The sequence below is a fragment of the Acinetobacter sp. YH12095 genome (genome assembly GCF_013419245.1).
Taxonomy (GTDB): domain Bacteria; phylum Pseudomonadota; class Gammaproteobacteria; order Pseudomonadales; family Moraxellaceae; genus Acinetobacter; species Acinetobacter towneri.
Genome location: NZ_VPAL01000002.1, coordinates 271456 through 284543 on the forward strand (window position 1 = coordinate 271456; position 13088 = coordinate 284543).

14 protein-coding genes and 1 pseudogene are annotated in these 13088 nt (G+C 40.0%); 11 read left to right on the plus strand and 4 right to left on the minus strand.

Translation table 11 applies throughout. The features are described from left to right. Positions 1–160: 160 nt before the first annotated feature. The 6 genes and pseudogenes from rnk (at position 161) to ahpF (ending at position 6679) form a co-directional block, all read left to right on the plus strand. Positions 161–565, plus strand: a complete 405-nt coding sequence (rnk, locus tag FTU35_RS02955) for a nucleoside diphosphate kinase regulator (RefSeq protein ID WP_004972920.1) — start codon at positions 161–163, stop codon at positions 563–565. Positions 566–739: 174 nt separating this feature from the next. Then, positions 740–1801 (plus strand): annotated as a pseudogene (locus FTU35_RS02960) (RNA-guided endonuclease InsQ/TnpB family protein). 172 nt (positions 1802–1973) lie between these two features. Next, the gene (locus tag FTU35_RS02965) at positions 1974–2765 is read left to right on the plus strand and encodes a hypothetical protein (protein WP_004972923.1); all 792 of its coding nucleotides are present in this window, start codon (positions 1974–1976) and stop codon (positions 2763–2765) included. 30 nt (positions 2766–2795) lie between these two features. Beyond that, positions 2796–3923, plus strand: coding sequence for a toxic anion resistance protein (locus tag FTU35_RS02970; protein WP_180064484.1), 1128 nt, complete (start codon positions 2796–2798; stop codon positions 3921–3923). Between the two features lie 56 nt (positions 3924–3979). Further along, the gene (locus FTU35_RS02975; RefSeq protein WP_131261786.1) at positions 3980–4897 is read left to right on the plus strand and encodes a hypothetical protein; all 918 of its coding nucleotides are present in this window, start codon (positions 3980–3982) and stop codon (positions 4895–4897) included. A gap of 216 nt (positions 4898–5113) precedes the next feature. Next, on the plus strand, positions 5114–6679 hold the full coding sequence (gene ahpF, locus FTU35_RS02980; RefSeq protein WP_096901839.1) for an alkyl hydroperoxide reductase subunit F: 1566 nt from the start codon (positions 5114–5116) through the stop codon (positions 6677–6679). A 236-nt stretch (positions 6680–6915) separates the two neighbouring features. Here ahpF and FTU35_RS02985 read toward each other — a convergent pair whose 3' ends face one another. The 3 genes from FTU35_RS02985 to arsC all read right to left on the minus strand — a co-directional run bounded on the left by FTU35_RS02985 (position 6916) and on the right by arsC (position 9339). Next, positions 6916–7185 (minus strand): YfhL family 4Fe-4S dicluster ferredoxin, encoded by a 270-nt coding sequence (locus FTU35_RS02985; RefSeq protein WP_004972931.1) that lies wholly within the window; start codon positions 7183–7185, stop codon positions 6916–6918. Between the two features lie 27 nt (positions 7186–7212). Beyond that, a complete protein-coding gene (gene yegQ / locus FTU35_RS02990; protein ID WP_136144203.1) occupies positions 7213–8595 on the minus strand; it encodes a tRNA 5-hydroxyuridine modification protein YegQ in 1383 nt (460 codons plus the stop codon). 315 nt (positions 8596–8910) lie between these two features. After that, a complete protein-coding gene (gene arsC, locus FTU35_RS02995) occupies positions 8911–9339 on the minus strand; it encodes an arsenate reductase (glutaredoxin) (protein WP_154320582.1) in 429 nt (142 codons plus the stop codon). A 98-nt stretch (positions 9340–9437) separates the two neighbouring features. Between arsC and FTU35_RS03000 the strand changes: the two genes are divergently transcribed. The 3 genes from FTU35_RS03000 (at position 9438) to arsH (ending at position 11595) form a co-directional block, all read left to right on the plus strand. Continuing rightward, positions 9438–9755, plus strand: a complete 318-nt coding sequence (locus FTU35_RS03000) for a metalloregulator ArsR/SmtB family transcription factor (RefSeq protein WP_136144348.1) — start codon at positions 9438–9440, stop codon at positions 9753–9755. A 4-nt stretch (positions 9756–9759) separates the two neighbouring features. Beyond that, complete coding sequence (gene arsB, locus FTU35_RS03005) at positions 9760–10818, plus strand: ACR3 family arsenite efflux transporter (RefSeq protein ID WP_136144349.1); 1059 nt, start codon at positions 9760–9762, stop codon at positions 10816–10818. 72 nt (positions 10819–10890) lie between these two features. Then, positions 10891–11595: an arsenical resistance protein ArsH gene (gene arsH / locus FTU35_RS03010; RefSeq protein ID WP_004972939.1), complete on the plus strand. Its 705-nt coding sequence runs from the start codon at positions 10891–10893 to the stop codon at positions 11593–11595. Positions 11596–11644: 49 nt separating this feature from the next. On the opposite strand, the gene cadR is transcribed toward arsH, so the two are convergent. Then, positions 11645–12046 (minus strand): Cd(II)/Pb(II)-responsive transcriptional regulator, encoded by a 402-nt coding sequence (gene cadR, locus FTU35_RS03015; protein ID WP_004972941.1) that lies wholly within the window; start codon positions 12044–12046, stop codon positions 11645–11647. A 75-nt stretch (positions 12047–12121) separates the two neighbouring features. Here cadR and FTU35_RS03020 point away from each other — a divergent pair, with 75 nt between their 5' ends. Together FTU35_RS03020 and FTU35_RS03025 are read left to right on the plus strand one after the other, a co-directional pair. Further along, positions 12122–12742, plus strand: a complete 621-nt coding sequence (locus FTU35_RS03020; RefSeq protein ID WP_180064485.1) for a cation transporter — start codon at positions 12122–12124, stop codon at positions 12740–12742. 238 nt (positions 12743–12980) lie between these two features. Next, positions 12981–13088 (plus strand): helix-turn-helix domain-containing protein (locus FTU35_RS03025; protein WP_178319009.1); only part of this gene is annotated, 108 nt, incomplete at its 3' end.

A 13088-nucleotide genomic window follows, 5' to 3' on the forward strand; every position in this document is an offset into this window, starting at 1 on the left:
CAGCCTTGAGAAAAGCCCCTCAAGGGGGCTTTTTTTATGGATGTAAAAAATTGATTTTTCGTTCAATAAGCTGAATTTCTGTTATAACTTAAGCGTATTGAATATGATTGTAGGCAAGCTGATGATGACAGTATTGTCGGAATGACAGGAATAAAAGTAAATGATTAGACCAAAGATTATTATTTCAGAACAAGATTTGCACCGTTTGGAAACGATGCTTGAGCATCAACCTAAATTGACGCCAACGATGCAACATCTAGAAGATGAATTGGCACGTGCTGAAGTGGTTGCGCCACAAGATGTACCGAATAATGTGGTGAGCATGAATGCCCGCGCATTGATTACCATTGCACCTGCAAAAGAACCGACTGAAATTACCTTGGTTTATCCGCATGACTTTAAAGGTGAGAAAGGGCAGGTGAATGTGGTTGCACCTGTCGGGACTGCCATTTTAGGTTTAGCTGAAGGTCAGGAAATTGAATGGCCACAGCCCGATGGTCATATGATGAAAGTCAAAATTGAGAAGATTTTGTATCAGCCAGAGCGTGAAGGCGATTATTTATAATCTGTTTATCATCCTGCGTTAGGAACATTGAAAGCCATGTTGATCATGGCTTTTTTATCAAATGGAGCGTAAAACTCTGTCCTTCAGGTCAGAGATATAAGCGACACGACATGAAGTGTCGTTTGATTTAACTAAGGACTATTTTCCTTGAGTTTTGATTGTTAATATAAGTACATGAAAACCCTTAAATTACGTATAAAAGACAAACATTGCAAGGTGTTAGACTAACTAGCATCAGAAGTGAACTTCGTCTGGAATTATGTCAATGATTTAGGGTTTAGGCATTTGAAGCGGAAAGGTGAATTTCTCTCTGCTTTTGATATTGCCAAATATACGAAAGGCACATCCAAAGAATGTAATTTACATAGTCAAACCATTCAGGCTGTAACTGAAGAATTAGTCACCCGAAGAAAGCAATTTAAAAAGGCAAAGCTGAAATGGCGTGTCAGCAATAAAAAATCAGCAAGGCGCTCTTTGGGATGGGTTCCCTTTAAAAAGTTGGCTATCAAATATGCCAATGGATATGTCCAGTATGGAAAACACCAATTTAAGCTTTGGGATAGCTACGGTTTAAGCAAATACACGTTAAAAACAGGTTCATTTGTAGAGGATAGCCGTGGGCGTTGGTATGTATGTCTTGTTGTTGAATCGCCTAAGCAAGATAAATCGACAGCAACCAAATCGATTGGTATTGATCTAGGCTTAAAAGATATTGCCACCTGTTCTGATGGCACTGTAATTTCAAATCCAAAATTCTATCGAAAATATGAGCAGAAATTATGTATTGCTCAGAGAGCCAGGAATAAGAAGCGTGTTCGTGCATTACACGCCAAGATTGCAAATAGTCGAAAAGATCATTTGCATAAAGCAAGCACCAAGCTTGTGAATGAAAATGCATTGATTATTGTAGGTGACTTGAGTGCTAAAAAATTAGTAAAAACCAAAATGGCAAAATCTGTTTTGGATACAGGATTTTCGGCACTAAAAACAATGCTCAAGTATAAATGCGAGAACGCAGGCGTATTGTTTGAAGAAGTCCAAGAAGCCTATACCACCCAAATCTGTTCGTGCTGCGGTGAGATCACCTCAAGTAGTCCCAAAGGTAGGACAGATCTTGGAATAAGAGAATGGGAGTACATGAGCTGTGGTACAGTTCATGATCGAGATATAAACTCAGCTCTAAACATTCTTGCGCTTGGGCATAAGCGTCTAGCTGTAGGAATCACCCTCTTTTAAGGGGGTGAGGATGTCAAGCACTGGTGTTTTGAATCAGGCATCTTGTGACTGATGTTATGCGAATCTATAAAAAAGCATTTAAGCAGATCGAAATAAAAAATTGCAAAATATTACATGACCTTAGCCGAAAAACACGTACTATAAAATCATGTAAAGAGGGTTGTGATGGTCTATGGCTCAGTTTGAAGTGTTACTGCCTTTGCAAGAGATTACGGTGGATCGTGCAGAGCTTTTGGCGATTCAACGCAATGATTTAGTTCCGTTGTTGAATGATCAATATCGTCTAAATCATTATGCAGATCAGGTGATTCAAGCGCAGTCAGTTTTATTGGATGGGGTGGATCCACATTTAACTCAGCAATTGAGTGTGACCATTGAGCAGTTGATTCAGGCGCTTGGCAAATCTAAAAAAGTGTTAAAGCAACGTAAGTTTAATGCACTACAAAAGTGGCTAGGCATAGATTTGGAATATGGCGCGGGGCAAGTGCAATATTATAAAAACCTAGATCATTTATTAGGACAAGCAGATCGTTTAAGCCAAAAGCTGCAAATCGAAATTCAGAAATCACAATCACGTTTTCAGCAGTTGGTTGGTTTGCGTGAGCAAATGGCGAAATACATTCAAGCTGCCGATGAGTTTTTAGTGGAATATCCACGATTTGTGCGCAATCAGCATCCTTTGGATAATTTTAGCGAACGACTGGCCAAGAAAATTTATAGTTTAAAGACTTTGCAAAGTAGTAATGATATTGCGATTACTCAAATGCAACTTTCACAGCAACTCTCTTTTAGTTTGTTAGATCGCTTTAAAGAAGCGCAGCAGGTACTCATTCCTGCATGGCAATATCATGTCAAACAAAGTCAGCAAAGTGGCTCACACAGTCAGCTAGAAAAGCTGGATCAAAGTCGTGAGCATTTAATTAAGACATTAAGAAAATCCTTAGAAAAACCTGCGCAATCATAAGGCATGGTTTTGATTAGATAGAGGCGAAATATGACAACTTCTGAACAACGCAACGTCGCTGTGCAAGTGAGTGATGAACAGACTCAGCAACAATTTCAGCAACTCAATTTGCAGGAAATTGGCTTACAGCCTGATGACTTTCAGGAGGTGCTGGCTGCGCGTAAAGAATTAAGCGATCTTAGCCATCATTCGGTTGCAGAATATGGCAAAAATATCGCCACTAAAACGTCAAGTTATACCGATGAGCTTTTAGGTTTGGTGCAAAATAAGGATTTGGATGTCACAGGGCAAAAGCTGAATCAGGTGGTGCAGGTTGCACAGCAGTTAAATACCAACAGTATTTTAAATCCAAACAAAAGCAGTGGCTTTTTGGGTGGTTTATTCAATAAGTTAAAAGGCGCTAAACAAAGTTTTGATCAAAACTTTAACAGCACCAAAGCGCAAATTGATAGTCTGGTCACAGAAATTGAAAGCTCACAAAATGGTTTAAAAAACCGTGTAGATACACTGGATAAAATGTTTCATGGTGTGCAAGATGAATATAAACAATTGGGGATTTATATTGCAGCAGGTAAGTTAAAACAGCAGCAAATTCAGCAGCAAATTTCTGAATTTTCCGCGCAGCCGCAGGATCAGACCACGACTCAAAAAATTTATGATCTCAATCATCTTGCTAATAATTTAGAAAAGCGGGTGAGTGATTTGCAGGTGTTGCAACAATCTGCCATGCAAACTTTGCCGATGATTCGGATTATCCAGTCCAATAATTTAATGTTGGTCGATAAATTTTATGCGATTAAAAACATTACCTTACCTGCGTGGAAAAACCAGATTAGTTTGGCGATTTCTTTAAATGAGCAGAAAAACAGTGTGCAACTGGCCAACAGTATTGATGATGCCACCAATGAATTGCTGCGCCGTAATGCAGATTTATTGCATCAAAACTCGGTTGATACTGCCAAAGCCAATCAGCGTTCGGTGATTGATATTGAAACCCTTGAACACGTACAAAATACCCTCATTAAAACAGTGAACGATGTGATCCAGGTACAAAAAGAAGGCATGCAAAAACGTGCAGAAGCGACTACGCGTTTGCGAGCCTTACAGGAGAATCTGAATCAATTGGTGATTGGTTCAAGTCAACAGTCTGGTCAATAAATGCATTTTGACAATGACTTCATTTAATCTGAAATTTACCTGATAAGGAGTCGGATTTGCCCCCACTTGATGAATATGCCATTCAGCCACAGCAGCTAAAAACAGGTGTTGTGGCATTACAGCAGCGTCAAAAAAAGCTCAGTTTTTTGGCTGTGCTGTCTATGACGGTGGTGCTTATATCGGCAATTGGCTTTTTTATTCAGCAAGATGTGATTTATAGCTTCTTTGGTTTAAGCACTGAAGTTCAGCAATTACACATGCCTGCAAGTGTCGATGCGACTTTGGCAAATTTAGGGCAGCAACCTGATTATTTTTTCAGTTTGTTGAACTGGTTGGGTTGGTTGATTTTAAAACTGTCGGTGTCATTTATTGGTGCATTCGTACTAGTTCATCTACTCAAGAAAATTCGTTTTTTTTATATTCGCTTTCAGTCCTTTGTCTTGAAATTTGTAGCTTGGTTGCTGAGTTTTATTTTACTTTGGTCGGCATTGAGTTATGTTCAGCATGACCGACAAGATGATACGCAGCAGGTATATGCCAAAATTGTGCATTATGAAAAGCACATTCAAGAAAGTGAATTGGCGCGTTATTTACAAAATGCAGAAATGGCAGCGCCTGTTAAAGCCTATTTGTTGGCGCAAACGGCATTGATGCATCATCCCGCAGATAAAGATGCAGCCATTCCGCAAGTGTTGACCTTGGTCAAAGCAGAGCAGCAAGATCCGCAATTTTTACATTATGGATTTAAACCTGAACAATTATGGACGATGCAGCAGCAAGTTTATGGCAAAGCTTTAACGCCTATGGCGCAAAGCGTACATAAGCAAGTGCAGCAAGCACAGCAATTAAATACGCTGGTTTATTATATGAATCTCGCGGTTATGGCGCTTATGTTAATACTGTCTGCGGTACTCTGGTTTTTATCGCGACATTTACAGCAGCGTATTCTGCGGATTCAACAACAACTTGAATAAAAAATGATTAGGCTCAATTGCTTAAGGCAGACATTCAGTTTTTATGTTAATGTCTAAATTGAATAGCTTTAGGTATTTTAAATGAAATAGTAAGCTTGAAACTCACTATCATTTAAAAAAACGATCATAAATATAAAAATAAACCGTTTCCCCTATGTAACTATTTTTCGTAAGATGACATCAACAAATAAATTTACTCCCTTGGAGACGTTAGCCATGTTAGACCAAAATACTTCTACACAACTTAAAACTTTATTAGAACGTCTTGAAAGCCCAATCGAGCTTGTCGCGACTTTAGATGGTTCTGATAAATCTGCCAAAATTAAAGAATTGGTTGAAGAAATTGCAGCACTTTCGCCACAAGTTACTGCACGTTTTGACGGTAACAACGCACGTGCACCAAGTTTTGGGATTGCAAAAGTAGGTGAGCAACCGCGCGTATTCTTCGCAGGTTTACCAATGGGGCACGAGTTCACTTCATTAATTTTGGCTTTATTGCAAACTTCTGGTTATGCACCAAAAGTATCGGATGAAGTATTAACGCAAATCAAAGAATTGAATCTTTCATCTCACTTTGATGTGTTTGTATCGTTGAGCTGCCACAACTGTCCAGATGTAGTACAAGCTTTGAACCTCATTGCGATTTACAACCCTGGCACAACAGCAACCATGATTGATGGTGCATTCTTCCAAGAAGAAGTTGAGCAGCGCAAAATTATGGCTGTGCCGATGGTATTCCAAGATGGCAACCACATTGGTCAAGGTCGTATGACTTTGGAAGAAATTGTAGCTAAATTAGATACAGATTCTGCGAGCAAAGATGCAGCGAAACTGAATGCCAAAGAGGCGTTTGATGTCTTGGTAATTGGTGGCGGCCCTGCAGGGAATACATCTGCAATCTATGCAGCACGTAAAGGTATTCGTACAGGTATTGTGGCTGAGCGTATGGGCGGTCAGGTGATGGATACCATGGATATTGAAAACTTCACTTCTATCCAAAAAACACAAGGTCCAAAGTTTGCGGCAGAAATGGAAGCGCATGTGCGTGAATACGATGTCGATATTATGAATCTACAAAAAGTATCTGCCATTAAAGGTGCTGATGAAACTGCCAATGGTTTGGTCGAAGTGACTTTGGAAAATGGCGCAACACTTGAATCGAAAACGGTGATCTTGTCTACAGGTGCACGTTGGAGAGAGATGAATGTACCTGGTGAAGCAGAATACCGTACCCGCGGCGTGGCATACTGCCCACACTGTGATGGCCCGTTGTTTAAAGGCAAACGTGTTGCAGTGATTGGTGGTGGTAACTCAGGTGTAGAAGCAGCGATTGACCTTGCAGGGATTGTAGAGCATGTGACTTTGGTAGAGTTTGATACTAAATTACGTGCAGACCAAGTCTTGCAAAACAAATTGAACAGCTTGCCAAATACTACTGTAATTACCAATGCATTATCGACTGAGGTGATTGGTGATGGCGCACAAGTGACTGCATTGAAATATAAAGACCGTGCGACAGATGTTGAGCATACTGTTGAACTTGCAGGAATTTTCGTACAAATTGGTTTATTACCAAATACGGACTTCTTAAAAGAGTCAAAAGTAGAGCTGACGAATCGTGGTGAGATTGTGATAAATGAGCGCAATGAAACCAATGTAAAAGGTGTATTTGCGGCAGGTGACTGTACAACTGTACCGTACAAGCAAATCATCATTGCAACAGGTGAAGGCGCGAAAGCATCACTTTCAGCATTTGATTACATCATCCGTTCAGGTCAATAAGTCTGAACGAATACATCTGAATACGCGGATTAACCATCCTTAAATTGTATTCGCTAAAAAGATAGCGCCTGAGTTCCCCAATACTCAGGCGCTATGTTCAGTAAAGTGCGTTATCGCACAGTATTAAAAGTTTATTTATTCTATTTTTGGTTTTAAGAACTGAGTCGGCTAACAACTCAGTTCTTTTTTTATTTTTAACATCCAGTTTGATTTACAGCAGTTAGATTCATTTCAGTCTAATTAGCCTTATTATTTTGTCCAAATAAATTCAACTGATTAAACTTTTCCTGTAGCTGCTCTTTGGTTTCGACATGCTCAGGATGCGGAATAATACATTCAATTGGGCAGACTGAAACGCAGGTTTGATAGTCATAAAACCCAACACATTCTGTGCAACGCGCCACATCAATTTCATACACCTTTTCACCCTCATAAATTGCTTCATTCGGGCATTCGGGTAAGCACATATCGCAATTGATGCATTGGTCGGTAATCAGGAGTGCCATCGCAATACTCGCTTAGTTTATTGCCACTTAGTTGGCTTGATAAGCCAACGATGAGGCAGAAATATCTGCAGTCGAATTTGGTAAGTTGCGAATCAGCAGGGCATAACGCATATCGACATCTGCAGGTATAGGGATTTCTACAATATGCCCTGAACCTTTGGCATCTTCAATCAGATTGCCTTTTTTATCTTTAATTTCAGTTAAAGTGAAATAGATATTGCCTTGTGGCGTCATCAATTCTAGAGAATCGCCCACTACAAAACGGTTTTTTACATCAATTTTAATGTAGTCACCATTGCGTTCTAAGACTTCACCACAAAATTGCTGATGATCAAAACTTGATGAACCTGTTTCGTAGTTTTGGTATTCGCTGTGCACATGACGACGTAAGAAACCTTCGGTATAACCACGGTTAGCTAGGCCTTCTAATTGAGTCATTAATGCAGGGTCAAATGGTTTGCCTGCAAGTGCATCATCAATGGCTTTACGGTAAATTTGTGCAGTACGTGCGCAGTAGAAATAAGATTTGGTGCGACCTTCAATTTTTAGTGAATGGATGCCCATTTTAGTTAAACGGTCAACGTGCTGCACTGCACGTAAATCTTTAGAATTCATAAAGTAAGTGCCGTGTTCATCTTCTTCGGCAGCAAACATATCTTCGTCATTACGTTGTAATAACACAGGCTCGTTAAATTGATGCTGTGCCTGCATGTGTTGTTCATCTGCATCGGCAGTTTCAGAAAGATTTTTGACAGGAATTACGTCACCTGTTTCATCTTCTTTTGCATCGTGAATTTTATATTCCCAACGGCAGGCATTGGTACATGCGCCTTGGTTGGCATCACGTTTATTCATATAGCCTGAAAGCATGCAACGACCTGAATAGGCCATGCACAGCGCACCATGCACAAATACTTCAATTTCCATGCCAGGCACGTTGTTTTTAATTTCTTCAATTTCATCAATCGACAATTCACGCGAAAGAATGACACGGGTTAAACCCATATTTTGCCAGAATTTCACCGTTGCCCAGTTCACTGCATTGGCTTGTACCGATAAATGTACAGGCATATCGGGGAAGTTTTCACGCACCATCATAATCAGACCAGGGTCAGACATGATCAGTGCATCGGGTTGCATAGCAACCACTGGCTCTAGGTCACGAATAAAGTTTTTGAGTTTGCTGTTATGCGGCTGGATGTTCACCACCACATAAAACTTTTTGCCTAATTCATGCGCTTCTTGAATACCAATTGCCAAATTGTCATGATCAAATTCGTTATTACGCACGCGCAAACTATAACGCGGCTGACCTGCATAGACTGCATCTGCACCATAAGCAAAGGCATAGCGCATGTTTTTTAAAGAACCAGCAGGAGAGAGAAGTTCGGTGACGTGGGAAATGGTCATGATCAAAAAGCAATAGCAGAAATATGGCTTTATTGTATGAATCTAAATTTAGGATTCAACCTAGTAAATAGCTCGGGATTCAGAAGAAAACTCGTGCTGCTTGGGAAGGGAGATAAAAATTCAATCAGTGGTTTTGCAAGGTCGTTTTGATCTGAAATTAGAAAGCATGTTTTATCCATCACATGGAGAGCATCTGTTGTAAATGATCTTGATATAGAAAGTTCCTCATCCTGAGCCATACAGAATCTAAGAGAAGGGACTTTCATACCAATTTGACTCATTGCCTATAATCAATTTCTGATGGATAAAAGCGTGTTAACGTACTCGTTGCCCATGTTCATCAATGACCACCTCACCATCTTCTTTGCTGAAGCTTTTTAGTTGTGGTTGAGTGAGCAAGTCTAAGACCAGTTCAGAAGGGCGGCACAATTTCACACCTAACTCGGTCACGACAAATGGACGATTAATTAAAATCGGATGCTCGACCATCAATGCAATTAATTCCGCATCGCTGTGTGAACTACCTTCAAGTTGCAACTGTTCGTATGGTTCTACATTTTTGCGGATTGCATCGCGCACGCTTAAACCTGCTTGTTGAATCATGCTAGTAAGTTCAGCTTGTGTAGGTGGGGTTTTTAAATATTCAATAATTTCAGGTTCTTGTCCTGTATTACGAATTAATTCTAAAGTATTGCGTGACGTTCCACAGGCAGGGTTATGAAAAATTTTGATGCTGTTGCTCATGTGTAGTGACCCGTTTTAGTCCGATAAAAATTCAATATTGCATTTATATATGGATATGCGTATATTCGCAATAGTTAATATTGAAGTGCAGATAAAAAATGAATCAAACTGATTTTTTTAAATGTTTGTCAGACCCAACCCGACTGGACATTCTGAAATTGGTGATGGCTCAACACAATATTTGTGTATGCGAATTGACAGAACAATTGCAGTTAAATCAACCGAAAATATCACGTCATTTGGCGTTGTTACGGAATTTATCTATTTTGCTAGATCAACGTCAGGGGCAGTGGGTGTATTACCGTTTGAACCCAGATTTACCCGAATGGGCGTTTGCTGTTTTAAATATTATCGCGCAGCAAGATGTCAGCCCGATGAAGCACATCAACCCTACAATTGCAACACATTGCGAGTAAGCACATGGCACAGTCCAAACTTTCTTTTTTAGATCGTAATCTGACCTTATGGATTTTTATTGCCATGGGGCTAGGTGTTGCGATTGGCGTGGTATTTCCTGCAGTATCGGCAAGCTTAGATCAAATGAGTGTGGGAACAGTCAATCTTCCCATTGCGATTGGTTTGATTTTGATGATGTATCCACCATTGGCAAAAGTCGATTACGCAGCTTTGCCAGAAGTGTTTAAAGACCGCCGAACCTTGTTGTTGTCTTTGGTACAAAACTGGTTGATTGCTCCGTGTTTGATGTTCGCTTTGGCGATTATTTTCTTGCAAAACTATCCTGAATATATGACAGGTTTGATTTTAATTGGTCTGGCACGCTGTATCGCGATGGTCTTGGTCTGGAACAACTTGGCTTGTGGTGATAACCAATACGTGGCTGCATTAGTTGCGTTTAACAGTATTTTTCAGATTATATTCTTTAGTACTTATGCATGGCTGTTTCTGAGTTTCTTGCCGCCGTATTTTGGCGTGGCAGGACAAGTGATTGATGTTGGTTTTTGGACAATCACCCAAGCTGTTTTAATCTATTTGGGTATTCCTTTTTTGATGGGCTTTTTAACACGCTTGATTTTAGTGAAAAGCAAAGGCTTAGATTGGTATCAAACGTCTTTTTTACCCAAAATTAGCCCATTTAGTCTGTTGGCATTGCTATTTACCATTGTGGCGATGTTCGCACTAAAAGGCGCAGAAGTACTGAGCTTGCCGATGGATGTTTTACGCATTTCCATTCCATTGATTATTTACTTCGCTGCCATGTTCTTTATTAGCTTCTTTATGAGCAAATGGATGGGCAATGATTATCCACGGACGACCGCCATTTCCTTTACCGCAGCAGGGAATAATTTTGAATTAGCACTTGCTGTTGCCATTGCAACGTTTGGCTTGGCTTCTCCCGTTGCATTTACCACGATTATTGGCCCTTTGGTTGAAGTGCCTGTGTTGATTGCTTTGGTGAGTGTGTCTTTATGGCTGCGTAAAAAGTTTTATCAAAATGAGTCGATTGTCAGTTCAAAGTAATTTTCTTCATTTTGAGGTTTAAGATAAAAACATGGGCATGCGTTGCCCATTTTAGTTTTAAGAGTATGCAGCATGGTATTACCCAATATTGATTTAGATTTATTGCCTACACCAAGTTTTGAACAGGTGCAGGCAAAGCCGTTGAACCATCCGCCACGTATTTTATTGATGTACGGTTCAAACCGTGAGCGTTCTTATAGTCGTTTGGCGGTACAGGAAGCGGGCAGAATTTTGGAGCACTTTGGCGCTGAGGTAAAAATTTTCCATCCCAAAGGTTTGCCTTTACCTGAAGATGGCGATGCTTCACATCCCAAAGTTCAAGAGCTGCATGAATTGTTGGCGTGGGCAGAAGGTATGGTTTGGTGTAGCCCAGAACGTCATGGTTCAATGAGTTCGATTTTCAAAGCACAAATTGACTGGATTCCGCTTGCCGCGGGCGCAATTCGTGCCACACAAGGTAAAACGCTTGCTTTAATGCAAGTGTGTGGCGGGTCGCAGTCATTTAACAGCGTCAATCAATTGCGTATTTTAGGACGTTGGATGCGGATGATCACCATTCCCAATCAGTCTTCTATTCCTAAAGCCTTTTTAGAGTTTGAGGAAGATGGCCGCATGAAAGCGTCTAGCTATTACGACCGTATTGTCGATGTGATGGAAGAGTTATATAAATTTACTTTGCTGACTCGCGGGCAAGCAGCATATTTGGTAGATCGTTATTCTGAACGTGTGGAAACTGCCGAGCAGCTATCGAAGCGTGTTAATCAGAAGTGTTTATAATCCAATTTTAGATACGTAAATACTGCATTACAAAAGGCTTAGAGAGCGATTATTCGGCTTCAAGTCGCTTTAAAATCTGACAATCATCAATGGTTGTTTGCGTGGTGCAGGCTTGTCTAAGTTGCTGAAGTTGTAGCTGAAAATGCTGCAACTCGGCAATTTTATCTTCTACATGCCTTAAATGTTCATCAATCAATTCATTCACAGCGCAGCAGTTTTGTTTCGGCTGTTTTTCTAATTCAATTAAGGCTTCAATTTCTTTTAAGTTCATATCTAAAGCACGGCAACGCTTAATAAAAATCAAACGCTTGAGTGCCTCATCGTTGTAATAGCGATAATTATTTTCGGCACGAAAGCTTGGGGTGAGTAAGTGTTTCTTTTCATAAAAACGAATTGTATCTGTGCTGACTCCAACTTTTTTAGCTAATTCATGAATTAAATATTGTGCCATACTTGACCTTGGACTAAGTCTATAGTTTTAAATGAGCATAATCGAAACAGTTTCATTTTGAAAGAAGGTGTGTCTATGGCATGTACGTGTAGTCATGAACCTGCGCCAATCAAACCGAATAGTAAATTTAGAACCGCGTTATGGATTGCATTGGTGATCAATCTCAGCATGTTTTTTATCGAGTTGATAGGTGGTGCCTATGCCCATTCATCATCCCTATGGGCAGATTCACTGGATTTCTTTGGAGATGCTGTCAATTACGGGATTTCACTTGCGGTGTTAAGTGCAAGTTTGTATTGGCGTGCTACTGTGGCTTTGGTCAAAGGCATCACGATGGCCTTGTTTGGTGTGGTGGTGATGGGCAAGGTTATCTATGCCTATATACAGGGTATTCCACCTGAAGCCATAACCATGGGTATTATTGGGATCATCGCCTTATTAGCCAATGTGGTTACTGTATTGATTTTATATGCATTTCGAGATGGTGATTCGAATATGAAATCGGTGTGGTTATGTAGCCGTAATGATGCGATTGGTAATTTAGCAGTTATTTTGGCGGCAGTGGGTGTATTTGGTACGGGTAGTTTGATTCCAGATCTTGTGGTAGCCGTGATTATGGCGAGTTTGGGCTTAACAGCGGGGTATCATGTGATTCAGCAAGCTTTGGCTGAACGAAGAATAAATGTACCAGAATAAAGAATAAACGTAAAAAGCACTCCATCTGATTTGAGTGATTTAGATGGAGTGCTTTTAATTTTTTGTAGTCGCAATAATTTTAAAATTTGAAGTAAAAATAACGATAAGTTATTCCAAATTGCTATTTACAAAAACGCAGATTCAAATCCCAAGTGCAACACATTTGTAGTTAGTTGAAAAAGTTAGGTGTATTCATAGAATCATTAGACTTTTTCAACTCGCAATTGGAAAGCACACAATGAAGAAATACACCCAACTTTCTCAAGATGAAAGATACGAAATTTATGCTACTTTGAAAAGTAAAAGTTCAATCGCTACCCTTGCTCGGGAGTTAGGACGTTCACGA